This window comes from Euzebya sp., from assembly GCF_964222135.1.
Lineage (GTDB): Bacteria > Actinomycetota > Nitriliruptoria > Euzebyales > Euzebyaceae > Euzebya.
This window is the reverse complement of the sequence record NZ_CAXQBR010000002.1, coordinates 39,956-62,029: the sequence shown is the minus strand read 5'-3', so window position 1 is coordinate 62,029 and position 22,074 is coordinate 39,956. Positions and strand designations below refer to the sequence as shown.

Sequence of the window (22,074 nt, the reverse complement as noted above, 5' to 3'; positions counted from 1 at the left end):
GTATGCTGTGACTGGAGTTCAGACGTGTGCTCTTCCGATCTGGCACCCGGCCCGGGATGTCAGCTGAGCCGCTCGGCCAGGTGGGCGAGGGACAGCGGGTAGCGGTAGTCGATCCCGCCGTGCCCGGCGTCGAACAGCTCGAGGTGGACGTCGGTCACGCCGATCGCCGCGAGCTGGTCGTGCACCGCCACGGCGCCGACGTCGAGGTACCACTCGTCCTTCGTGCCCCCGTCCAGCCAGATCGCCCGCATGCCGCGGAGGGCGTCGGCGTGCCGTCGGGGTCCGCCGAGAAGCACGCGGTCACACCGAGGAGCATGAGGAGGGTCGAGTCCTCCTCGCGGGTGAACGCCGTCCGGCCCTGGAAGTCCGCCCACCAGGCCATCAGGTCGCCGTCGTGGCCGCGCAGGTGGCGGACGGACTTGGCGAACTCGGGGATGTAGAGGAACTCGTACAGCGCGTCGCCGGCGTGGCTCGCGAACCCCCCGAACAGGTCCGGACGCCACATCGGGGTGATCATCGCCCCGTACCCGCCGCTCGACTTGCCCATGATCCCCCGGTGGGCCGGGTCGTCGAGGGTGCGGAACCGCGTGTCGACGAACGGCACGACCTCGTCGCACAGGTACGAGTGGTACGGGCCCGTCCCCGGCGAGTCGACGAACTGCGACCCCCCGTACAGCGTCATCGCGTCGACGAAGACCACGATGGCGGGGGGCACGTCGCCGCGGGCGAAGAGGTCGTCGACGGCGTGCGGGAACGGCGTCCGGTACGCGGACATCCCCGGACCCTAGTCCCGGGCTGCGACACCGGCGCGAGGACGGGCGCGATCGGGGCCTCCCTCGCCTGACGGCGAGGATCGGCGCGATCCTGACGCCTGCCCCCCGGCACGTGGCGCGCGGCGGCGCGTACCGTCGGTCCGACGACCACCGCCGAGAGGAGACCGTCCCATGTCCACCGACCCCCGGGCGCACCAGCGCGAGCTGATCGCCGTGGTGGCCCTCGTGGCGCTGCTCGTCCTCGGGCTCGCCACCGCGGCGTCCGCCCAGTCGCCCACGGACTTCCCCGGTCTCGAAGCCGGGCAGCGCGTGGTGGATCTGACCGGCTCGTCGCTGTCCGAGACCGAGGTGGCCGACCTCCGCGAGCGGTTCGAGGCGCTGTCCGCCGCCGGCGTCGACGGGGTGGCGGTCGTGCGCGCGCTCGACGCCTCGCCGGAGGAGACCCTCGAGCAGGTCGAGGCGCTGCAGCAGGCGTGGGTGGCACGGACCGGCGCGGCGGCGGAGACCGCCGCGGCGTTCCTCATCAACCGCAACCCCGACGATCCGACCGACGCCCGAGCCGGGGTGTTCGTCGGCCCGGAGCTGCGCGAGGGCAACGTGGGAGAGGACGAGCAGGTCGCCATCGTCGAGCAGGCGCTCATCCCTCCCCTGCGCGACGGTGACGTGCACGCGAGCCTCGCGGCCGGCATCGACCGGCTGGCTACCAGCGCGGTGGAGGGGCCGCCGGTCAGCGCCGCGGAGGTGTGGGCGGCCGAGGCGGCGCGTGGCTGGGTCCTGTGGGCGGCGTTGGCGGCCGCGGTGGCGCTGGTGGCCGCCGCGGGGCTCGTCCACCGGCGCCGCACGACCATCGACGCCGGGGACGTGTCGCCGACGACGGCCCGCCCGGGCGACCTGCCGCCCGCGGTGGTCGCGGCGCTGCTCGCGGGGTCGCCGCAGGCCACCGCGATCCCCGCCACCGTCCTCGACCTGGCCACGCGCGGAGCCGTGGCGATCGAGGTGGAGGATCCCGACGTCGACGCGGACGAGGCGAAGGCCCAGGTCCGGCTGCTCGACCGCGCACGCCTCCGCGACGACGTCGAGGTGGCGGTGTGGGGTGCGCTTGAGGAGGCGGCTGAGGACGGTCTGGTCCGCCCCGACGAGCTGGCGGCGCTCGCCGGGTCCGATGCGCAGGTCGATGCCGCCGTCGAGGCCCGCATGCGGGCCGAGGGGTGGCTCGACCCGCGCGCCCGGGCCAACCGCGGGTGGCTCGGCGTCATCGTCGGCGTGGCGGCGGTCCTGCTGCTGGCGGTGATCGTGATCGCGGCGCTCGGCGAATCGCCGCTCGGCCTCGTCGGGGCCGGTGCGCTCGCCGTCGCGGCGATCACCGCCCTGGTCCTGTTCACCACCTACTCCCGGCTGTCCGCGGAGGGGCAGCAGACCGCCGTCGGTTGGCAGGCCTACCGCGCCGGGCTGGGCGAGGCCGTCCACGACGACCGGATGCCACTCGACCTCGACGCCGTCCTGCCCGACCTGGTCGCGCTGGAGCTCGCGCACGAGGCCGACGACCGGATCGAGGCGGCCGGTGAGGCGGGTCAGACCCTCGCGGCGTTCACCCCCGCCGCGGGTGGGTCGACCGGGTTCAGCCCGGCGATGTACGTCGTGCTGTGGAGCGGCTTCCAGTCCTCCACCGCGTCGGCCTCGACGGCCGGTGCCGGCAGCACCGTGAGCGGCATCGGGGTCAGCGGCGGCGGAGGCGCAGCGGGCAGCACCTGAGCAGCAGTGCGACGTCGGGGTCGGCCGGCGCTCGCCCCGCCCGGCCGTCAGGCGGTGGTGACCGGGACGGGCTCGGACGCCGGGTCGTGGCGGTCGTCGGTGTCGCGGTGCACCAGCGCCACGCCGGCGACGATCCCGACGCCGCCGAGCAGCTGGATCGGGACCGGCAGCTCGCCCAGCAGCCACCACGCGGCGAGGACGGCGAAGAGGACCTCGGTCAGCCCGACGAAGGAGGCGACGCGCGATCCCAGCCGGGCGGTGGCGGTGATGCCGGTCAGGTAGGCGGCCACGGTCGACACCCCGACCAGCACGACGACGGGGACCAGCCAGCTGACCGAGGCCCCGAGCAGCTCGACCGGGCCGGTGCTGGCCTCGAGCGGCACGATGCCGGCCACCCCCAGCACGGCCAGGGTGACCGTGCCGACCGCCAGCCCACCGCCAGCCAGCACGACCGCGGGCAGGCCGTCGTCGACCCGCGCCGACAGGACGAAGTAGGCGGACAGGCACACGGCGGCGGCCAGCCCCCACGCGACGCCGACCGGATCCACCGACACGCCGCCGCCGAGATCGAGGACCAGCACCAGCCCGACCATTGACAGGACGGTGCCGATCAGGGTCCCCGTGGGCGGAGCGGACCGGGTCCGCGCCCACGCCAGGCCCACCAGCAGCACCGGCGCGAGGTACTCGAGCAGCAGCGCCACACCGACGGACAACGTCTGCACCGCGGAGAAGTACGCGAACTGCGTCCCGGCCACGGCCGTCAGCCCGTAGGCCAACACGATCCGGGCGTTCGCCGCGGAGGGCCGGCGACGTCGCCACTGCCGGACGACGAGGGGGGCCAGGACGGCGGCGGCCCCGCCCACGCGGGCGAGCACCGCCGCCGACGGCGACCACCCGGCGTCGAGCAGCGCCTTCGCGAAGGGGCCGGAGAGGCCGAACGCGGCGGCGGACACCGCGGCCAGGGCGAGGGCGCGGACGTCGGTGGTCGGGGACATGGGCGGGCTCCGGGGCGGACGTCCGACAGGCGACGTCAGGAGTGTCGAGGGAGTACGATCCTGACAGTACGCGAGCACCTGTCAGGAGTCAACATGCCCTTCGCCCATGACACCGAGGTGGCGCTGCTCGCGACCGCGGCGCTGGTGAACACCCACCCCTCGCGGGCGGACGGGGGGGTGGAGGGGCTGGCTTCGCCGGATGACCTCGACGCGTTCGTGGAGGCGCACCGCTACACCGGATCGCGGACCCGGGACCACGCCGAGCTCGAGGCCGTGCACGCGGTCCGGGAGCGGCTCGCCGGGCTGTGGCAGACCGACGACGAGACCGCGGTGGTGGACCTGGTCAACGGCCTGCTCCGCGAGCACCGCGCCCTCCCGCAGCTGGTCCGCCACGACGGCTGGAGCTGGCACATCCACGCCGTCGAGCCCAGCCGACCCCTCGCCGACCGCATCGCGGTGGAGGCGGCGCTCGCGGTGCTCGACCTGGTCCGCGGCGACGAGCTCAGCCGCCTGCGCCGCTGCGACGCCGAGGACTGCGACGCCGTCCTGGTCGACCTCTCCCGCAACCGGTCGAAGCGCTACTGCGACGTCGGCAACTGCGCCAACCGCGCCCACGTCGCCGCGTACCGGGCCCGGAAGGCGGCCCGCCGGTCGCGCTGACGGCCCACTGTGGGTCGGGCCACGCCGGCGCGTCAACCCGGCCGTCGTGGTGGAAGGATGCGGGGCATGGCCCACGACCGCGCAGGACAGCCCGCCCAGCCCGAGGACCTCGTCGACGTCGCCCACCTGGTGACGGCGTACTACACCCTCTCCCCCGATCCCGACGACGTCGCCCAGCAGGTGGCGTTCGGGACCAGCGGGCACCGAGGGTCCGCCCTCGACACGGCGTTCAACGAGGCGCACATCCTCGCCACGACCCAGGCGATCTGCGACCACCGCCGGTCCGCCGGCGTCGACGGGCCGCTGTTCATCGGGCGGGACACCCACGCGCTGTCCGAGCCGGCCTGGGCGACCGCGCTCGAGGTGCTGATCGCCAACGGCGTGACGACCCTCATCGACGACCGCGACGGCTACACCCCCACCCCGGCGGTGTCCCACGCGATCCTCCGCGCCAACGGCGGTCGGACCACCGGGTCGGGCCTGGCGGACGGGATCGTCGTCACCCCCTCCCACAACCCGCCCCGCGACGGCGGGTTCAAGTACAATCCGCCGCACGGCGGACCGGCGGACGCCGACGTCACCTCCGCCATCGCGGACCGGGCGAACCAGCTGATCGCCGGCGGGCTCTCCGAGGTCCGCCGCACCCCCTTCCCCTCCGCGCGCGCCACGGCCGAGCCCTACGACTTCCTCGGCACCTACGTCACCGACCTCGCCTCGGTGCTGGACGTCGACGCGATCCGCGAGGCCGGCATCCGCATCGGCGCGGACCCGCTCGGCGGCGCGGCGGTCGGCTACTGGGGGGACATCGCCGAGCGCCTCGGCCTGGACCTGACGGTCGTCAACCCGCTGGTCGATCCGACGTGGCGGTTCATGACCCTCGACACCGACGGCAAGATCCGGATGGACTGCTCCTCGCCTGACGCGATGGCCTCGCTCGTCGAGCGGCGCGACGAGTTCCAGATCGCCACCGGCAACGACGCCGACGCGGATCGCCACGGCATCGTCACCCCGGACGCGGGGTTGATGAACCCCAACCACTTCCTGGCCGTCGCGATCGGCTACCTGTTCGGCGGCGCACGACCCGACTGGCCCGAGTCCGCCGCGATCGGCAAGACCCTGGTCAGCTCGTCGATGATCGACCGGGTCGCGCGGGACGTCGGCGCCCGACTGGTCGAGGTCCCGGTCGGGTTCAAGTGGTTCGTGCCGGGCCTCCTCGACGGCTCCCTCGGGTTCGGCGGGGAGGAGTCCGCCGGCGCGTCCCTCCTCCGCCGCGACGGCACCACCTGGACCACCGACAAGGACGGGATCGCCCTCGCGCTGCTGGCCTCGGAGATCCTCGCGACCACGGGCAAGAGCCCCTCCGCGCACTACGCCGACCTGGTCGAGCGCCACGGCGACCCGGCGTACGCCCGCATCGACGCCCCGGCCGACCGCGAGCAGAAGGCCCGCCTCAAGGGCCTGTCCCCCGAGGACGTCACCGCCGACGAGCTGGCCGGCGAGCCGATCACCGCCACGCTCACCGCCGCGCCGGGAAACGACGCCCCGATCGGCGGGCTGAAGGTCACGACCGAGTCGGCCTGGTTCGCCGCCCGGCCGTCCGGCACCGAGGACGTCTACAAGATCTACGCGGAGTCCTTCCGCGGCCCCGACCACCTCGCGGAGGTCCAGGCTGCCGCTCAGGAGGTCGTGCAGGCCGTCCTGGGCTGAGTGCGCCCGCAGGACGCCGGCGGGGACTCAGACCCACGCCGCCGGCTGGTCCCAGCGGTCGGCGTTGACGACCTCGCTGAGCGGGGCGCGCGGCGCGGGCCCGAAGTCGTCGCCGACGTGGTGGGCGACCGGGATGAGCGCGGCCTGGGTCACCTCGTCGTAGGGGATGCCGCACAGCTCGGCGACCTCGCGCTCGTAGGCCAGGTGGAGGGTGGTCCAGGCGGTCCCGAGCCCGCGGTCGCGGGCGGCGAGCATGAAGCTCCACACCGCCGGCAGGATCGATCCGTACAACCCGGCCGGGTTGTCCCCGCTCGGCCGGCCGTGGATGCAGGCCAGCAACAGGACCGGCACCTCGTGGAGGTGGGCGGCCAGGTGGTCCGCGGAGTCCGCCACCCGCGACTGGGTCGCCACGCGGTCCGGGTCGTCGCTGCCGCCGCGGCCCGCGTAGCCGGGGGAGGCGCGGTACGCCTCGTAGGACCGGCGGTAGAACCCGGCGATCCCAGCCCGGATCTCGGGATCGGTGATGACGAGGAACCGCCAGCCCTGCCGGTTGCTCCCGCTGGGTGCCTGGATCGCGATCTCGAGGCACTCGCGGATGACCGCCGGGTCGACGTCGCGGGTCAGGTCCAGGCGCTTGCGCACCGCCCGGGTGGTGGTCAGCAGCTCGTCGGTGGTGAGGTGGCCCATGGACCGCAGTGAACCACTCTGGACGACGGCAGCTAACGGTTCCCTCACGTGGGGTTCTCCCACCGGCGACCGGCGCCCTAGACTCCTCGCGTCACTGGCGGGACCAGGTCCTGAAAGGCCCCTTCATGCCCCTCACCCCCCGACGGGCCGTGGTCGTGCTGACCGCGCTCGCGATGCTCACCACGACCCTCGCCGGCCCGGCCGCCGCGCAGGCGCCCGACCCGGCGCCGACGTACGCGACCGCCGGCGTCGCCGACACCGCGGCCGAGGACACCACCGCCGATCTCGCGGCGCTGCGGTTCGCGTTCGCCAGCGGCGAGATCGGCTCCGACGAGGACGCGCCCGAGGTGGTGCCGGGCAGCCTGCTGGTCACCACGACCGACGGGGTCGCCCTCGACGGGGTCCTGGCCGACGTGGCCGCACCGCGGTTCGCCGCCGCCGGCTTCGCCTCGGCGGACGCGATCGGCAGCCAGGTCGCCCTGGTCCGCACGGCCGAGGGCAGCGAGGTGGAGGTGGCCCGCGAGCTCGCCTCCCTGCCCGGCGTCATCGCGGTCGAGCCGAACCTGATCAACGAGTGGGCGGCCGCGCCGAACGATGAGCTCTACGGGGCCCAGTGGGCGCACCAGCGGACCAACATCGAGGCGGCGTGGGACGTCAGCGTCGGCAACGGCCGGCCCCTCGTGGCCGTCCTCGACTCCGGCGTCGCCGGTGACCACCCGGACCTGAACGGCATCGTGGTCCAGAGCCTCCAGGCCGCGAACGGCCAGGTCGCACCGGGCCAGCTCGCCAACGACGAGTGCGGGATCGGCCACGGCACCGCCGTCGCGGGCGTCGTCGGCGCCCGGGGCAACAACGGCGGAGGCGTCTCCGGCGTGCTGTGGGAGCCGCGGATCATCGACGTCGCCCTGACCTCCAACCGGAACGGCTGCCCCCCCGGCCCGCCGGACGACGCCACGATCGCCGCGATCGAGGCGATGGCCTCCCTCCCCGAGCCGCCGCTCGCGATCAACCTCAGCCTGGGCGGCGACCGTCCGGCCTGCCCCGCTGCCTACACCGCGGCGATCAACAACGCGCGCGCACGCGGCATCGTCGTGGTCGCCGCCGCCGGCAACAACGGCACCTCGGGCACGTCGGTCCCGGCGTCCTGCGACGGCGTGATCTCCGTCGGCGCGACCGGCTCGCAGAACCAACGGGCCGACTACTCACAGACCAACGACTTCGTCGACGTCGCCGCGCCGGGCGGCGTCTTCCCCGCCGAGCAGACCGTCGACGCGGCCATCGCGAACATGATCCTGACGACCTGCCTGCCGGGCAACGGCGGGCAGACCCTCGGGTGCGACCCCGGGTTCGCCTACGACGTGATCACGGGGACGTCCTTCTCCTCGCCCTACATCGCGGCGGTGGTCGCGCTGATCCGGTCCGTGGTGCCGTCGCTGTCGATCGACCAGGTCCAGGCGGTGATCGAGAACACCGCCCAGGACCTCGGCGGACCGGGCCGCGACGTCGAGTTCGGCGAGGGCCTCGTCGACGTGGCGGCTGCGCTCGCGGCGGCGCAGGGCGGCGAGGGGCTGATCCTCGGCCCCCGCCCGAGCTTCCCGGCCGAGGGCGGCGCGCCCCCGACCCCTCCCCCGCCCGGCGGCACGCCCGAAGGCATCATCCGCGTCTCGACCGGCGGGGCCACCGACCCGATCGCCCAAGCCGTCGCGGTGTCGAGCGGCCTGCCCGACCAGTCGGCCGCCCACGTGGTGCTGGCCCGCGTCGACAACTTCGCCGACGCCCTGTCGGGCAGCGCGGTCGGCTACGGGTTGGGCCCGCTCCTGTACACCACCTCGACCGGGCCGCTCGCCTCCGCCACCGCCGCGGAGATCCAGCGCGTCCTGCCGCCCGGCGGCCAGGTGGTGCTGATGGGCGGCACGGCCGCGCTGCCCGCGACCCTCGAGGGCGAGCTGCAGGCCATGGGCTACCGGATCATCCGCCTGGCCGGGAACAGCCGGTTCGAGACCGCCGCCCTGGGCAGCGAGCTGGTGGAGGAGATCAAGGCCGTGACCGACCGCCGCGAGCGCGACTTCGCGTTCGTGACCTTCGCAGGCAACTGGCCCGACGCCGTGGGCGCCGGGCAGATGGCCAGCTACTTCGGCATCCCGATCCTGGTGACCGAGACCGGCGCGCTGAACGACGTGACCCGTCAGGCCCTCACCCAGCTGCAACCCAGCCGGGTGTTCCTGGTCGGCGGCACCGCCGTGCTGAGCGACGCTGTCGCCCAGCAGATCGGCGCGCTCGGCCTGTCCGTGGACCGGCTGGCCGGACCCAGCCGGGTCGAGACGTCCCTCGCCGTCAGCGTGCTGATGTTCAACGAGCTGGTGGCTGACGGCGTGGACAGCGGCATCGGCACGGTGGCGGTGAACCTGCGCCGCGACTTCACCCACGTGCTGTCCGCCACGCTGATCAGCACCTTCGGGAACCTGTTCGTCCCGTTGGAGGGCGACGACGGGTCGGTCGTGACCGACCCGGTCCTGGGGGTCTACTGCGGGTTCAGCGCCCTCGGCGGCCAGCACTTCCTGGCGGGTGGGACCGACGTGATCACCGACTCCGCCGCGGTGACCCTGGACCAGCTGTACAGCCAGCCCCAGGCGAACTGCGCGTAGCCGCTAGGCGGGCTCGGCCAGACCGAACAGGGTCGACAGGTCGACCTCCACCCCCACCGCGGTCGCGGCCGCGGTGGGGTCGAGGGTCCGGACCGTCGCGTAGCGGTCGCCGGCCGGCTCGGTGTGGATGACCAGCCGGCGCTGCACCAGGTCGACGACCCAGTACTCCGGCACCGCGGCCTCGGCGTACAGGCGGGTCTTGATCGACAGGTCACGGCGGCGACTCGAGTGGGCGACCTCGATGACCAGCTCGGCCGCGGCGACGGCGTCGGTGATCCGCTCGAAGTCGGCGGTCCGGACGATCGCGACGTCGGGTTGGGGCTGGCTCCACTCGCTGACCGCGTAGGGGTGGGACACCCCGACCATCCGGTCGTCCGCGAGCGCCCGGGCGAGGTGGTTGTTCAGCCACATCACCACCTTCAGGTGCGGTCCGCCCTCTGCGGCCATGGTGACGATCACCCCGTCGATCAGCTCGACCTGCTCGTCGGCGAACCACCCCTCCGCCGCCCACGCGTTGAACTCGCGCCGGGAGATCGGGCGGACGGTCGACGACAGCTCGGCGAGCACATCGCTCATGGCCATGCGCGTAGTGGGGCACGCGGTGGCGGCGCGGTCAAGATCCGCCGGCCTGTGGACGGCCGGCCTGGGGATGGTCGGCCGGTGGATGGTCGGCCGGTGGATCGTCGATGTCGGGGAGGGAGGGGCGGCCCGACGTCGGGTACAGGCCGGCGACGAACCCGTAGACGGTGTCGCCGTCCCGCGGGATCGCGCTGAACTCGCGGGTCAGGTCGAAGACGCGGTCCCAGAACTCAGCGGCGCGCTCCCGCGGGATCCGGGCGTGGCGCTGGATGGCACGAAGGCGGTCCGCGGCGTGAGCTGGGCCTGATTCGGCCGCGGCGTGCTTGAGCAGGTTCGGGATGTCCCGCAGCTGCTCGGGCTGGATCTGGCCGACGTAGAAGATCCGGGCGGTCCGACCGTAGAACCGCTCCTCGATGGCGCGGACCCGCCGGGTGCGGACGACCTTGAGCAGGCCGGCGTCGACCAGCACCCCGACGTGGTAGGCGACGGTGCTCTTCGGCCGGTCGACGGCCTCGGCCAGCTCGCCGACCGTCGCAGCCCGTTCGAGCAGCAGGTCGCAGATCGTCTCGCGGAGGTCGTGGAACGCGGCCTTGATCTCCTGCGGCGTCGTGATGATCTGCAGGTCGTCGAGGTCGTAGTCGGGCAGGTCAGACATGGCCGCCTATTGATCGGGATAGTTGGATCGTTCTAGAGTTCCGGATCGTCACGTCCGATCATCACCGCGCCCGCCGTCGGGCACAAGGAGGCCAGCCATGGCCGAGGTCCTGCTGTTCCACCACGCCCAGGGGTTGACCGAGGGGGTGATCGCGTTCGCCGACGAACTCCGCGAGGCGGGCCACACCGTCCACACCCCCGACCTGTTCGACGGGCACACGTACGGGTCGATCGAGGAGGGGATGGCCCGCGTCAAGTCCGAGGGGTTCGACGTCATCGCCGAGCGGGCCGTGCGCCTGGCCGAGGACCTGCCGGCCGAGCTGGTCTACGCGGGCATGTCCCTCGGGGTCGTGCCGGCCCAGCGGTTGGCCCAGACCCGACCGGGGGCGCGCGGGGCGGTGCTGCTGTACTCCTGCCTACCAGCGGAGTACGTCGGGGCATGGCCGGACGGGTTGGCCGCGCAGGTGCACGGCATGGACGCAGACCCGATCTTCGCCGAGGAGGGGGACCTCGAGGCGGCGGAGGCCCTGGCGGCGGATCACCCGGAGGTGGCGGTGTTCACCTACCCCGGCGACCAGCACTACTTCGCCGACCGCTCGCTGCCGAGCTACGACGAGGAGGCGACGGCGCTGCTCACCGAGCGGGTGGTCGCGTTCCTGGCCGGGCGGTAGGGGTTCGGCGGAGCAGGGTGCCTCAGGACCCCCGGGGGGAGGTGCCGCGATCAACCCATAGGCGTCGAACGGGTGGCCGGGCGGTGGCACGCGACCCGCCATCGCCCCACGGGCGCATCACAGGACGGCGACGGCCAGCACGAGACCCGCCATCGACCCACGGGCGCACCACAGGACGGCGACGGCCAGCACGCGACCCGCCATCGACCCACGGGCGCACCACAGGACGGCGACGGCCAGCACGCGACCCGCCATCGCCCCACGGGCGCACCACAGGACGGCGACGGCCAACACGAGACCCGCCATCGACCCACGGGCGCACCACAGGACGGCGACGGCCAACACGAGACCCGCCATCGACCCACGGGCGCATCACGGGACGCCATCTCCGGACCGCGCGGCACCCGTACGTCCCCGCCATCGACCCACGGGCGCCGAACGGCACGCGCCCAGCCACTGCCCCCGCCCACACCGGCCCACCGCACCGGCCCCACCGCACCGGTCGCGCAGCACCGGCCCCGGTCGAGCTCCCGGTCAGTGCCCCCGGAAGGCCTCCTCGAGCCACCACGACGGCTGGTCCTCGACGACCTTCGCGTCGATCAGCAGCGGGGTGTCCAGCGGGCCAGCGAGCCACGTCCGGACCGGATCGAGGTCCGCGACGGACCGGACCGTCACCGCCGTGAACCCGTACCCGCGGGCGACGGCGGCCAGGTCGGTCTCGGGGAACCGCACCGTCGAGATGTCGTGGCCGTCGGGGCCGAAGTGGTGGACCTCCGCCCCGTACGCGTCGTCGTCGTACACCACCACGACCATGGGCAGCCCCAGCCGCCGGACGGTGTCGAGCTCGGCCGCGCTCATCGTCAGCCCACCGTCCCCCACCGCCGCGACCGGCAGCCGGTCGGGCTGGGCCAGGGCCGCCCCGATCGCGGTCGCCAAGCCCAGCCCGATCGCCTGGAACGCCTGGGTGAAGCAGAACCCCCGCTCGTCCGGGACATCGAGGAACATCGACGGGTAGCCCATGAAGTTGCCGGAGTCCACGCCGACGACCCGGTCCGCGGGCAGCAGGTCGTCGAGGGCGAGGGACACGGTCCGCGGGTCGATCCGCTCCTGCGTGGAGGTGTCCTCGAAGGGCACGTCCTGCCAGCGCCGCCCGCTCCGCAGCCGCTCGGCCACCGCCGGCGAGCGGTACCCCGACGCGACGCGACCCCACCCCTCGCGACCCCACCCCTCCCCCGCTGCCCGCGCGGTGACCGCGACGTCCCCCTCCCCCCCCAACGCCAGCGCCCGGTGAGCGCCCAGTGCCGACGCGGTGTCGTCCACCTGCACCACCGTGGCACCCGGGCCGATCAGCGCCCCGTGGCGCATGGTCCACATGTTGAGCGCGCAGCCCCACCCGACGATCAGGTCGGCGTCCGCGATCAGCTCGGCCACGACCGGTGAGGAGAACCCGCCGGACACGTCGAGCGACCACGGGTGGCCGACGAACAGGCCCTTCGCCACCGCGGAGGTGGCGAGCAGCGCCCCGCACCGCTCCGCGAGGTCGACCACCGCGTCCCGGGCCGCCGCGGACCTGGCCCCACGGCCGGCGACGAAGACCGGCCGCTCGGCGACGCGCAGGGCCTCGACCAGCCGGGCCACCGCCTCGGGGGAGGGATGGGGCGGCGCCGGCGGCGGGGGCAGGACCGCGGTGTCCGGCGCGATCCCGTCGGGGATCTCGGCGACCTGGACGTCGAGGGGGAGGTTCAGCACCACGGTCCGGCGGCCGTGGACGGCGGCGGCGACGGCCTCGACGGTGTCGGCGACCGCGGTGGCGGGGTCGGCGATCCGGTGGGACAGCGCGCCGACGGCCGTGGCCAGCGCGTCCTGGTCGACGAAGAAGTTCGAGTGCCGGTTCGTCGCCTCGGCGGCCAGCACGATCAGCGGGGTGCGGGACTTCGCGGCCTCGGCGATCCCGGTCATCGCGTTGGTCAGCCCGCAGCCCTGGTGGACGCTCAGCGCGGCGGGCCGGTCGGCGGTGCGGGCGTACGCGTCGGCGATCGTCGCGGCCCCGCCCTCGTGCCGGCTGGCGACGAACCGGGCGCCGGCGGCCACCATCGCGTTGGTGACGTGGAAGTTCCCGGAGCCCACCACGCCGGCGACCAGGTCCACCCCGACGGCGACGAGGGCCCGCCCGACGGCCTCCGCCACGTTCACGGTTGCACCCCCCTGGATCCCGCCGCCCTGGCGCTCAGATCCGAGAGGTGGGTCCCCCCAGGCACCCGCGGCTCAGATCTGAGGACCCGTGACACCGACCCCACCGCCGACGCCCCCACCGACACCCCCACCATCAGCCCTCGACGAGCGCGAGCACCCGGACCGGTGACCCCGACCCTCCCACGATCTTGAGGGGTGGGGCGATGACGACGGCGCCGGTCGGCGGCAGGCGGTCGAGGTTCTGCAGCTGGGCCAGGCCGTACTTGTCGTTGCCGAGCAGGAACGCGTGGCAGGGGAACGGCGGGTCGAAGGAGTGGGCGGCGCCGGCGTCGGTGCCGACGGTCTCCACGCCGATGCCCTGCAGCGGGGACTCCTCGGCCACCCAGCGGGCACACGCCGCCGACATGCCCGGGCTGGCCGGCCCGGTCTGGGTGTTGTTGATCATGTCCTCCTGCGACGTCCGGGACGACCAGCCGGTCCGGCACAGCAGCCAGCCGCCCGCGGGGAGGGGGCCGTGGGTCTCCTGGAAGGCCTCGAGGTGCGCGACCTCGATCAGGAAGTCCGGGTCCGCCTCGACCTCGGCGGTGACGTCCAGCACGACGGCCGGGGCGATCAGGTCCCGCACCGGGACGGCGTCGATCGACGCGCCGTCCTGCCCGGTCACCCAGTGGTTCGGGGCGTCGAAGTGGGTGCCGGTGTGCTCGCCGGTGTGGAAGTTGTTCCAGTACCAGGCCGGGCCGCGGTCGTCGTAGCGGCTGATCTCGGACAGCGTGAAGCGCTGGGTCTGACCGAACTCGGGCGGCAGCTCGAGGATCGGCGTCTCCTCCGACAGCGGGGCGGTCAGGTCGATGACCTCGATCGATCCGTCGGACAGCGCGGCGAGCAGGTCGGCGAGCACGGGCATGTGGGGTGGCTCCTCGTCGGTGGGCCCCGTGGCGTGCGGGATCGTAGACCGGCCAGCGCAACGACCGCGACAGCGACACACCGGTACATCCTCGTGTAAGGTTACGTCCGTGACGGAGGATCGCCGGACGGCCCGGAACAACCCGTTCACGCCGGGCTACGGCGCGGTGCCCGAGGTCTTCGCCGGCCGTCGGGCGGAGTTCGCGGAGTTCGACGACGTCCTCCTCCCCCGCCTCCGCGACGGCGTCTACGAGCAGGCCCGCCTGGTCACCGGGGACCGCGGGGTGGGCAAGACCGTGTTCCTGCTCCACCTCGAGCAGGACGCCCGCGAGGCCGGCGACTGGCCGGTCCGCGTGTCGGCGAGGCCAGGCGAGGGCGTGGTGGCCGACCTGCTGCAGCGCCTCGCCGAGGCGCTCGACGCCCACCACCTGGCCCGCCGGCTGTCGGCCCGCAGCCTCGACGCGCTGCGGCTGCTCGCGGGCATCCGCGTGGGCCCCGAGGGCATCGGCATCGAGGTCGCCCGGCCGTCGGGCGCGACGATCGACCGCGGGGCGGAGCTGTCCCGCCTTCTGGTCGAGGCCGGCCGGCTGGCGGCCGAGCGCGGTGCGGTGCTCCTGGTCCTCGTCGACGAGGCGCAGAACATCGCCGCGCCCGCGCTCGCCGACCTGTGCCACGCCCTGCAGGAGGCGCAGTCCACCGCGACGCTCGAGACCGCGCCGAACGGCGCGCGGGTCCGACGGCACCTGCCGATCGGCGTGTACGTCGCCGGGCTGCCGGGTGTCGTCGGCCAGCTGCAGCAGGCCGGCGCGACGTTCTTCGAGCGCAGCCGGCACCTCGACTTCGGCCTGCTGGGCGACGCCGACGTCCGGGAGGGGCTGGTCGCCTTCGCGGCCAACCGCGACGTCGCGATCGACGCGCCGGCCCTCGACCGGTTGGTCGAGCTGGTCCAGGGCTACCCGTACTTCCTGCACCTCATCGGCCACCGGGTGTGGACGGCGGGGACGGGGCCGGTGATCACGGTCGAGGAGGTCGACGAGGGGTACGCGATCGCCCGGGCCGATCTCGACGGGTTCTACGCCGAGCGCCTCAGGGGGCTCGGCGACCTGCAGCACGACTGGCTGCGGGCGGCGGCGGCCGTCGACGACGCCGACCGGACGACGGGAGCGGTCGCCGCGCGGCTCGGCCGCCGGTCCTCCCAGCTCGGCTCGACGGTCCGGGCGCTGGTCGACCGCGGGCTGATCCGCATGGCCCCCGGGCGGGGCCGGTTCGAGTTCGGCCTGCCCGGGCTGGCCGGCCACCTGCGGGCGGACCGGTGACCGACCAGCACCTCGACAACGCGACGACCCCGCCTGTCACGACTCGGGTCCGGCCGGTGTCTCCATGACACCGACGATCACCGAGGAGGACGACATGCCCCGCATCCCCCCGACACCGCTCACCGGTCTGACCGGGTACCTGGCCACGCGCATGAGCCGCCGGGCGCTCGGAGAGGTCCCCGACGCCCTCGGCGTGATGTGGCACCACCGCCGCGTGCTGGTGGTCCTCAGCGCGATGGGCCAGGAGGCCGAGCGCTGGGACCGGGTCGACCCGCACCTGAAGGTCTGCGCCCACATGGCCGTCGCCGCGCTGGTCGGCTGCGCGTTCTGCCTGGACTACGGCTACTACAGGGCCCACGACCAAGGGCTCGACGAGGAGACGATCAGCCAGGTGCCCCGCTGGAGGGAGAGCGACGTGTTCAGCCCGCTCGAGCGCGACGTGATGGCGTACGCCGAGGCGATGAGCCAGACGCCGCCGCAGGCCACCGACGCCCAGGTCGACCGGCTGGTCGCGGCGCTCGGCGCCCCGGGGGTGGTCGAGCTGACCGCGTGGATCGGCTACGCGAACCTGGTCACCCGCTCGAACGTCGCGATGGGGATCGAGTCCCAGGGGCTCTCCACGGCCTGCCGCGTCCCCCTCGCCGAACCGTCGTCCACCGCGGGCGCGCCGACATGACCGCGCCCGCGCGCGACGACGCGTTCGGGCGCCACCGCCGCCTGCTGTTCACCGTCGCCTACGAGATGCTCGGCTCGGCCACCGACGCCGAGGACGTCGTCCAGGAGACGTGGCTGCGGTGGGCCGAGGTGGACCACGCGGCGGTGCGCGACCACCGCGCCTACCTGGTCCGCATCACGACCCGGCAGGCGCTGAACCGCCTGCGGACCCTCTCGCGGCGGCGGGAGGACTACGTCGGCGAGTGGCTGCCCGAACCGCTCGCGACCGGCCCCGACGTCGCCGCGGACGTCGAGCTCGCCGAGAGCATCTCGATGGCGATGCTCACCGTGCTCGAGACGCTGGGGCCGGTCGAGCGGGCGGTGTTCGTGCTGCGGGAGGTGTTCGACACCCCCTACGACGACATCGCCGCGGCGGTCGGGCGGTCCGTCCCCGCGGTCCGCCAGATCGCCCACCGGGCCCGCGACCACGTCGCCGCGCGTCGACCCCGGGTCGACGTGGGCGAGGGGGAGCAGGCGCGCGTCGTCGAGCGCTTCCTCGACGCCGTGCGAGACGGCGACGTGGAGGGGCTGCTCGAGGTGCTGGCCCCCGACGTCGTGGTGATCCCGGACGGCGGTGGGCTGGTGCCCGCGTCGCGCCGCCCGGTCACCGGGGCCGCCACGGTGGCCGCACTGGTCGCGATGTTCGCCCGCCGGGTCGCCTTCGCCGCCGAGCCGGTGCGGGTCAACGGCAGCCCGGGCCTGCGCCTGACCGTCGACGGGGTCGTGACGGCGGCGATGGCCCTCGACGTCCAGGACGGGCGGATCACGCGCGTGTACGCGATGTTCAACCCCGAGAAGCTGGCAGGGGTCGACGACGTCGCCGCCCTCGCGCGAGGCTGAGGCCCACCGCCCCACCCCCGCAGGAGGGGAACCGCATGCCACCGCAGATGCCCCGCACCACGCTCGGCCGCGACGGGCCCGCCGTCAGCCGGATCGGCCTCGGCCTGGCCGCGCTCGGACGACCCGGCTACCTCGTCATCGGCCACGACCGGGACCTCGTCGAGGACCGGTCGGTCGAGGTCCTGGAGGACCGGACCCACCGCGTGCTGGACGAGGCCACCGCGGCCGGCATCACCTACGTGGACGCGGCACGCTCCTACGGCCTGGCCGAGGCGTTCCTCGCCTCCTGGCCCGGGCTCGGGTCGGGCACCACCGTCGGCTCGAAGTGGGGCTACACCTACACCGCGGGCTGGCGGGTCGACGCCGAGCAGCACGAGGTGAAGGACCACTCCGCCGCCACGTTCCGCCGCCAGCGCGCGGAGACCGCGGCCCTGCTCGGCGACCACCTCGACCTGTACCAGGTGCACTCCGCGACCCTCGACAGCGGGATCCTCGACGACGCCGAGGTGCTCGAGGCCCTCCGCGCCGAACCCGTCGCGGTCGGGCTGACCGTCAGCGGGCCGGACCAGGCCGCGGTCGTCCGGCGTGCGCTCGCCCTGCCCGACACGCCGTTCCGGTGCGTCCAGGCGACGTGGAACCTGCTCGAGCCGTCCGTCGGACCGGCCCTCGCCGAGGCGCACGCCGCCGGCTGGGGCGTGATCGTGAAGGAGGCCGTGGCGAACGGCCGGCTGACCGACCGCGGCGATGCGCGCCTCGACGGCCCCGCACCCACGGACGCCCTCGCCATCGCCGCGGCCCTCGCTCAGCCGTTCGTCGACGTGGTCCTGTCCGGGGCGGCGACGGTCGCCCACCTGGGGTCCAACCTGACGGCCCTCGCCGTGGACCCAGACGACGTGCCCCCCGTCGCGCCTGAGGATCCGGCGGCCTACTGGGCCCGACGGTCCGTGCTGCCCTGGACCTGACCCGCGGACACGATCCGGCCCTTGACGGCCTTACGGCGTATGTCTACCGTACGCCGTAAGGCCACCATACGTCGTAAGGGAACACCTCCATGCCACCGCTCGTCACCGCCGCCGTCGCCGTCGTCGGCACCCTCGTCCTGCTGGCCGCCGGCTTCGTCCTGTCCTTCCGCTTCCGGTTCCGGCCCGTCCTCACGGCGATCAGGCGGCTGAACCGCCGGGTGACGAACCCCATCCAGCTGCGCGGGTCCGCGGGGCAGCCGGGCGCGTGGGCGTCGGTCGTGCACCACGTCGGCCGCAACAGCGGGACGCCGTACCGCACGCCGGTCGTGGCGGTGCCGCGCGGGGACGCCTTCGCCATCGTGCTCCCCTACGGGCCCGAGACCGACTGGCTCCGCAACCTCGAGGCCGCCGGCGGCGGGGTCCTCGAGCACGACGGCGACCGCGTGGCGGTCGAGCGACCCGAGGTCGTCCCGATCGAGCAGGTCGACAGCCTCTTCTCCGCGCGCGAGCAGCGGAGCAACCGCAGCGTCGGGCTCCGCGAGGCGCTGATCCTCCACCGCAGCACCCCCGTGGCCGCCGCGACGGACGGCCACCGCGACACCGCCGGCGGCCAGGCGTGAAGGCGCTGGTGCAGGACCGCTACGGCCCGCCCCTCGAGGTGCTGCGGTTCGCCGACGTCGCCGAACCGACCCTCGGTCCGACGGACGTCCTGGTCGACGTCGAGGCCGTCGGGATCAACGCCGCCGACTGGCACATCACCACCGGCGAGCCCCGGCTCGCCCGGGTGGCCCTCGGGCTCCGCCGGCCGACGCGCCGCATCCCCGGCTCCGACGTCGCCGGTCGGGTGGGAGCGGTCGGGACCGCGGTGTCCGCGTTCGCGCCCGGTGACCCGGTCGTCGGCATCGTGCAGGGAGGTGCCCTCGCCGAGCGCGTGGCCGTCCCCGTCGAGCGGCTGGTCGCCCGGCCCCCGGACGTCGACGCGGTGACCGCCGCGTCGATCCCGCTCGCCTCCACGACGGCGCTGCACGCCATCCGGTACGTCGCGCAGGTCAGCACCGGCCAGCGGGTGCTCGTCACCGGCGCATCCGGCGGGGTCGGCAGCGCCGCGGTGCAGCTGGCGACCGCCGCCGGCGCGCACGTCACCGGGGTGTGCCGGACCGAGAACGTCGACCTCGTCCGCTCCCTCGGCGCCGCTGCGGTGATCGACCGCACCCGCGAGCCCGTGCCCGGCGACGGCCCGTACGACGTGATCGTCCACGTCGCCGGGCACCTGCGGCTGCGCGACCTCCGCCGCGCGCTGACCTCCACGGGGACGCTGGTGTCGGTGACCGGGGATGGCGGGCCCTGGGGCGGACCCATCCCCCTGATGCTCGCCATGCGGCTGGGTGACCTCGTCACGTCGCAGCGGCTGCGCACCGTGGTGGCCCCCGAGCGAGCCGAGGACGTCCGGACCCTCCTCGACGCCCATGCCGAGGGTGCGCTCACCCCACCGATCGACCGCACCTACGCACTCGCCGAGGGCGCCGCGGCCATCGACCACGTCTGGCGCGGGCGGACGCTCGGCAAGGTCGTCGTGACGGTCTGAGCGTCAGAAGTCGAGGAGGTCCCCGACGTCGAGGTGGAGGGGCGGGACGGCGACGGCCTGCAGCTCACCCTCGCGGACGGTCTCGACCGCCGTCCAGGTGCCGTCGGGTCGGGGCCCGCGGTGGACGTGGATGGACCGGTCCTGGACATCGATGACCCAGTACTCGCCGAACCCGGCGCCGGCGTAGCGGCGGGCCTTCTCGCCGAGGTCGAACCGGAGGGAGCTGTTCGAGACCTCGATGACGAGCAGCGCGTCGGTGGGCTTCCCGGTGCGGCGGGTGTCCCGCTTGGTCAGGATCGCGAAGTCCGGTTCGGGTTCGGAGATCTCGTCGGCGATCACCGGCCCCTGTGGGCTCACGGTGTAGTCGTCCCCCACCAGGCTGACGAGCAGGTGGTTCAGATAGGGGATCAACCCGAAGTGCGCAGGTCCCTGGGGGCTCATCTCGACGAGGACACCTCCGACGAGCTCCACCTTCGTCCCCTCGAAGACGCCGAGCTCGATCAGCTGGTGGTACTCGTCGACGCGCAACGGCCGGAACTCCTCCGGCAGGGTCGGGCTGGGGGCGAGCACGCTGGTCACCTCCTCATCCGACACCAGATCTGCCGTCGCGCGACGCGGAATCGCGTCGCGCTGTGGAGAAGTCTAGGTCCGGATGTGACTACGGTGGGTCTGTGGGAAGGCCCGCACCGTGATCGACGTGACCGCCGAGCTGCGACGGGGTCGCGCCGCGGCCGAGGCCTGGACCTGGGAGGAGGCGCGCACCGCGTTCGCGGCCGTCGAGGCGGACGAACCGGCGGCCATGGCCGCGGAGGACCTGCAGCGGTACGCGGAGAGCGCCTGGCTGACCGGCCACGACGACGTCGCCGAGCACGCCTGGGTCCGCGCGCACACCGCGTTCCTGGCCGACGGCGAGCCCCTGCGCGCGGCGCGGTGCGCCTTCTGGCTCGGCCTGGCGCTGGTCATGGGCCGTGGCGACGTGGAGCGCGGCGGCGGGTGGTTCGCCCGCGCCACCCGGCTGATCTCCACCACGGCATCCCCCGACCGCGCCGAGGTCGGCATCGCCCGGCTCATCGCCGCCCTCACCGCGCTGGACGGCGACGACGCGGAGATGGCCCGGGAGCGGTTCGCCGACGCCGCGCGCATCGGGGCCCAGCACGGGGACGCCGACCTGGTGGCGCTCGGCCGGCTGGGAGAGGGGCAGGCCCGCATCCGCCTGGGGGAGACCGCGGCGGGGATCGCGCTACTCGACGAGGTCATGGTGGCCGTCGACGCCCGCGAGGTCGCCCCGCTGCCGGCGGGGATCGTGTACTGCGGGGTGATCCTCGCCTGCAAGCAGGTGGCCGACGTCCGTCGCGCCCAGCGGTGGACCGATGCGCTCACCCGGTGGTGCGAGGCGCAGCCGGGGCTGGTCGCCTTCCGCGGCACCTGCCTGGTCCACCGGGCCGAGCTCGCCCAGCTCCGCGGCGACTGGACCCAGGCGGTCGAGGATGCCGACCACGCCTGCGACCGGCTGTCCGACCCCCCGGACCCGGCGGCCGGGATGGCGTTCTACCAACGGGCCGAGCTGCACCGGCTCCGCGGCGAGCACGCCGACGCCGAGGCCGCCTACCAGCACGCGACCGCGAGGGGCCACGACCCCCACCCCGGCCTCGCGCTGCTCTGGCTGGCCCAGGGCCGCGTCCGCACGGCCGTCGCCACGATGCGCCGCGTGATCGACGACCGGACCGCCGTGTACCCCCCGGTGACGACGGAGGTCCACCACACCCGCCCGCGGGCCGAGGCGCTGGCCGCCGCGGTGGAGGTGGTGCTCGCCGCGGACGAGCGCGACGCCGCCGCCGACGCCTGCGCCCAGCTCGAGGCGCTCGCCGACGCCCAGGCCACGCCGGTGGTCGTCGCCCTGGCCACCGCGGCCCGCGGCGCCCTGCTGCTCGCGGAGGGCCGTCCGGGGCCGGCGCTCGACGCGCTCGTCGAGGCCCGGTCGTGCTGGCTGGCCCTCGATGCACCTCACGAGACGGCCCGCGTCCGGGTGCTGGTGGCCCGAGCCCTGGACCAGCTCGGCGACGCGGACACCGCGGCGATCGAGCGACAGGCGGCCCGGGAGGTCTTCGCAGCCCTCGGCGCCACCCCGGACCTGGACCACCTCGACGGCGTGCACGCCGGCGGCCCGGACCAGTCCACGGCGCTGACCCCACGCGAGGTGGAGGTGATCCGACTGGTCGCCGCGGGGCTCACCAACCGCGAGATCGCCGGCCGGCTGGTCGTCAGCGACAAGACCGTCGCCCGTCACCTCCACAACGTCTTCACCAAGCTCGACCTGCCCAACCGGGCCGCGGCCACCGCGTACGCCTACGAGCACGGCCTGGTGTGACGGCCCCGCTGTGACGGCCCCGCCCGGGCGCGATCGGGGCCTATCTCGCCGTGGGACGAGGGAGGCCCCG

At 74.4% G+C, this 22,074-nt stretch carries 20 protein-coding genes and 1 pseudogene; 12 read left to right on the top strand and 9 right to left on the bottom strand.

All coding sequences use genetic code 11. From position 1 onward, the window contains the following. Positions 1-59: 59 nt before the first annotated feature. Positions 60-766, bottom strand: a pseudogene (locus ACEQ2X_RS00785) (alpha/beta hydrolase); the annotation flags it as partial. A gap of 178 nt (positions 767-944) precedes the next feature. Here ACEQ2X_RS00785 and ACEQ2X_RS00780 point away from each other — a divergent pair. Then, positions 945-2,525: a hypothetical protein gene (locus ACEQ2X_RS00780; RefSeq protein WP_370323834.1), complete on the top strand. Its 1,581-nt coding sequence runs from the start codon at positions 945-947 to the stop codon at positions 2,523-2,525. A 47-nt stretch (positions 2,526-2,572) separates the two neighbouring features. Here ACEQ2X_RS00780 and ACEQ2X_RS00775 read toward each other — a convergent pair whose 3' ends face one another. Beyond that, positions 2,573-3,520, bottom strand: coding sequence for a DMT family transporter (locus tag ACEQ2X_RS00775; RefSeq protein ID WP_370323833.1), 948 nt, complete (start codon positions 3,518-3,520; stop codon positions 2,573-2,575). A 93-nt stretch (positions 3,521-3,613) separates the two neighbouring features. Here ACEQ2X_RS00775 and ACEQ2X_RS00770 point away from each other — a divergent pair, with 93 nt between their 5' ends. Together ACEQ2X_RS00770 and pgm are read left to right on the top strand one after the other, a co-directional pair. Continuing rightward, a complete protein-coding gene (locus ACEQ2X_RS00770) occupies positions 3,614-4,180 on the top strand; it encodes a CGNR zinc finger domain-containing protein (protein ID WP_370323832.1) in 567 nt (188 codons plus the stop codon). 66 nt (positions 4,181-4,246) lie between these two features. Continuing rightward, complete coding sequence (pgm, locus tag ACEQ2X_RS00765; protein ID WP_370323831.1) at positions 4,247-5,887, top strand: phosphoglucomutase (alpha-D-glucose-1,6-bisphosphate-dependent); 1,641 nt, start codon at positions 4,247-4,249, stop codon at positions 5,885-5,887. Positions 5,888-5,914: 27 nt separating this feature from the next. On the opposite strand, the gene ACEQ2X_RS00760 is transcribed toward pgm, so the two are convergent. Further along, on the bottom strand, positions 5,915-6,574 hold the full coding sequence (locus tag ACEQ2X_RS00760; protein WP_370323830.1) for a nitroreductase family protein: 660 nt from the start codon (positions 6,572-6,574) through the stop codon (positions 5,915-5,917). Between the two features lie 125 nt (positions 6,575-6,699). On the opposite strand from ACEQ2X_RS00760, the gene ACEQ2X_RS00755 reads away from it, so the two are divergent. Continuing rightward, on the top strand, positions 6,700-9,219 hold the full coding sequence (locus ACEQ2X_RS00755) for a S8 family serine peptidase (RefSeq protein WP_370323829.1): 2,520 nt from the start codon (positions 6,700-6,702) through the stop codon (positions 9,217-9,219). 3 nt (positions 9,220-9,222) lie between these two features. Here ACEQ2X_RS00755 and ACEQ2X_RS00750 read toward each other — a convergent pair whose 3' ends face one another. Further along, a complete protein-coding gene (locus ACEQ2X_RS00750; protein WP_370323828.1) occupies positions 9,223-9,795 on the bottom strand; it encodes a Uma2 family endonuclease in 573 nt (190 codons plus the stop codon). A 37-nt stretch (positions 9,796-9,832) separates the two neighbouring features. Beyond that, on the bottom strand, positions 9,833-10,453 hold the full coding sequence (locus ACEQ2X_RS00745) for an ArsR/SmtB family transcription factor (RefSeq protein WP_370323827.1): 621 nt from the start codon (positions 10,451-10,453) through the stop codon (positions 9,833-9,835). 97 nt (positions 10,454-10,550) lie between these two features. Between ACEQ2X_RS00745 and ACEQ2X_RS00740 the strand changes: the two genes are divergently transcribed. Beyond that, the gene (locus ACEQ2X_RS00740; RefSeq protein ID WP_370323826.1) at positions 10,551-11,123 is read left to right on the top strand and encodes a dienelactone hydrolase family protein; all 573 of its coding nucleotides are present in this window, start codon (positions 10,551-10,553) and stop codon (positions 11,121-11,123) included. Between the two features lie 117 nt (positions 11,124-11,240). On the opposite strand, the gene ACEQ2X_RS00735 is transcribed toward ACEQ2X_RS00740, so the two are convergent. The 3 genes from ACEQ2X_RS00735 to ACEQ2X_RS00725 all read right to left on the bottom strand — a co-directional run bounded on the left by ACEQ2X_RS00735 (position 11,241) and on the right by ACEQ2X_RS00725 (position 14,220). Then, the gene (locus ACEQ2X_RS00735) at positions 11,241-11,480 is read right to left on the bottom strand and encodes a hypothetical protein (RefSeq protein WP_370323825.1); all 240 of its coding nucleotides are present in this window, start codon (positions 11,478-11,480) and stop codon (positions 11,241-11,243) included. Positions 11,481-11,657: 177 nt separating this feature from the next. After that, complete coding sequence (locus ACEQ2X_RS00730; RefSeq protein ID WP_370323824.1) at positions 11,658-13,316, bottom strand: thiamine pyrophosphate-binding protein; 1,659 nt, start codon at positions 13,314-13,316, stop codon at positions 11,658-11,660. A gap of 133 nt (positions 13,317-13,449) precedes the next feature. After that, complete coding sequence (locus ACEQ2X_RS00725) at positions 13,450-14,220, bottom strand: cyclase family protein (RefSeq protein WP_370323823.1); 771 nt, start codon at positions 14,218-14,220, stop codon at positions 13,450-13,452. A gap of 109 nt (positions 14,221-14,329) precedes the next feature. Here ACEQ2X_RS00725 and ACEQ2X_RS00720 point away from each other — a divergent pair, with 109 nt between their 5' ends. The 6 genes from ACEQ2X_RS00720 (at position 14,330) to ACEQ2X_RS00695 (ending at position 19,636) form a co-directional block, all read left to right on the top strand. Further along, positions 14,330-15,535 carry an ATP-binding protein gene (locus ACEQ2X_RS00720; protein WP_370323822.1) on the top strand — a complete coding sequence of 402 codons (1,206 nt, stop codon included), beginning with the start codon at positions 14,330-14,332 and terminating at the stop codon, positions 15,533-15,535. Between the two features lie 94 nt (positions 15,536-15,629). Beyond that, positions 15,630-16,211 carry a carboxymuconolactone decarboxylase family protein gene (locus ACEQ2X_RS00715; RefSeq protein ID WP_370323821.1) on the top strand — a complete coding sequence of 194 codons (582 nt, stop codon included), beginning with the start codon at positions 15,630-15,632 and terminating at the stop codon, positions 16,209-16,211. Further along, the gene (locus ACEQ2X_RS00710) at positions 16,208-17,089 is read left to right on the top strand and encodes an RNA polymerase sigma-70 factor (protein WP_370323820.1); all 882 of its coding nucleotides are present in this window, start codon (positions 16,208-16,210) and stop codon (positions 17,087-17,089) included. The genes ACEQ2X_RS00715 and ACEQ2X_RS00710 overlap by 4 nt, the downstream gene beginning before the upstream one ends. 35 nt (positions 17,090-17,124) lie before the next feature. Next, complete coding sequence (locus tag ACEQ2X_RS00705) at positions 17,125-18,051, top strand: aldo/keto reductase (RefSeq protein ID WP_370323819.1); 927 nt, start codon at positions 17,125-17,127, stop codon at positions 18,049-18,051. A gap of 89 nt (positions 18,052-18,140) precedes the next feature. Then, positions 18,141-18,671, top strand: a complete 531-nt coding sequence (locus tag ACEQ2X_RS00700; protein WP_370323818.1) for a nitroreductase family deazaflavin-dependent oxidoreductase — start codon at positions 18,141-18,143, stop codon at positions 18,669-18,671. Beyond that, complete coding sequence (locus ACEQ2X_RS00695; protein ID WP_370323817.1) at positions 18,668-19,636, top strand: NAD(P)-dependent alcohol dehydrogenase; 969 nt, start codon at positions 18,668-18,670, stop codon at positions 19,634-19,636. Before ACEQ2X_RS00700 ends, ACEQ2X_RS00695 begins: the two co-directional genes overlap by 4 nt. 3 nt (positions 19,637-19,639) lie before the next feature. Here ACEQ2X_RS00695 and ACEQ2X_RS00690 read toward each other — a convergent pair whose 3' ends face one another. Next, entirely contained in the window at positions 19,640-20,206 is a 567-nt protein-coding gene (locus tag ACEQ2X_RS00690; protein ID WP_370323816.1) for a Uma2 family endonuclease, read from the bottom strand. Between the two features lie 118 nt (positions 20,207-20,324). On the opposite strand from ACEQ2X_RS00690, the gene ACEQ2X_RS00685 reads away from it, so the two are divergent. Further along, the gene (locus ACEQ2X_RS00685; protein WP_370323815.1) at positions 20,325-22,004 is read left to right on the top strand and encodes a LuxR C-terminal-related transcriptional regulator; all 1,680 of its coding nucleotides are present in this window, start codon (positions 20,325-20,327) and stop codon (positions 22,002-22,004) included. Positions 22,005-22,074: the final 70 nt, after the last annotated feature.

What these genes read in the sequence shown, in the direction of transcription:
- ACEQ2X_RS00745 (WP_370323827.1), bottom strand. Translation starts at nt 10,453, where the DNA reads ATGTCTGACCTGCCCGACTACGACCTCGACGACCTGCAGATCATCACG.
- ACEQ2X_RS00710 (WP_370323820.1), top strand. Translation starts at nt 16,208, where the DNA reads ATGACCGCGCCCGCGCGCGACGACGCGTTCGGGCGCCACCGCCGCCTG.
- ACEQ2X_RS00735 (WP_370323825.1), bottom strand. Translation starts at nt 11,480, where the DNA reads ATGGCGGGTCTCGTGTTGGCCGTCGCCGTCCTGTGGTGCGCCCGTGGG.
- ACEQ2X_RS00755 (WP_370323829.1), top strand. Translation starts at nt 6,700, where the DNA reads ATGCCCCTCACCCCCCGACGGGCCGTGGTCGTGCTGACCGCGCTCGCG.
- ACEQ2X_RS00700 (WP_370323818.1), top strand. Translation starts at nt 18,141, where the DNA reads ATGCCACCGCTCGTCACCGCCGCCGTCGCCGTCGTCGGCACCCTCGTC.
- ACEQ2X_RS00775 (WP_370323833.1), bottom strand. Translation starts at nt 3,520, where the DNA reads ATGTCCCCGACCACCGACGTCCGCGCCCTCGCCCTGGCCGCGGTGTCC.
- ACEQ2X_RS00750 (WP_370323828.1), bottom strand. Translation starts at nt 9,795, where the DNA reads ATGAGCGATGTGCTCGCCGAGCTGTCGTCGACCGTCCGCCCGATCTCC.
- ACEQ2X_RS00770 (WP_370323832.1), top strand. Translation starts at nt 3,614, where the DNA reads ATGCCCTTCGCCCATGACACCGAGGTGGCGCTGCTCGCGACCGCGGCG.
- ACEQ2X_RS00740 (WP_370323826.1), top strand. Translation starts at nt 10,551, where the DNA reads ATGGCCGAGGTCCTGCTGTTCCACCACGCCCAGGGGTTGACCGAGGGG.
- ACEQ2X_RS00705 (WP_370323819.1), top strand. Translation starts at nt 17,125, where the DNA reads ATGCCACCGCAGATGCCCCGCACCACGCTCGGCCGCGACGGGCCCGCC.
- ACEQ2X_RS00780 (WP_370323834.1), top strand. Translation starts at nt 945, where the DNA reads ATGTCCACCGACCCCCGGGCGCACCAGCGCGAGCTGATCGCCGTGGTG.
- ACEQ2X_RS00760 (WP_370323830.1), bottom strand. Translation starts at nt 6,574, where the DNA reads ATGGGCCACCTCACCACCGACGAGCTGCTGACCACCACCCGGGCGGTG.
- ACEQ2X_RS00715 (WP_370323821.1), top strand. Translation starts at nt 15,630, where the DNA reads ATGCCCCGCATCCCCCCGACACCGCTCACCGGTCTGACCGGGTACCTG.
- pgm (WP_370323831.1), top strand. Translation starts at nt 4,247, where the DNA reads ATGGCCCACGACCGCGCAGGACAGCCCGCCCAGCCCGAGGACCTCGTC.
- ACEQ2X_RS00725 (WP_370323823.1), bottom strand. Translation starts at nt 14,220, where the DNA reads ATGCCCGTGCTCGCCGACCTGCTCGCCGCGCTGTCCGACGGATCGATC.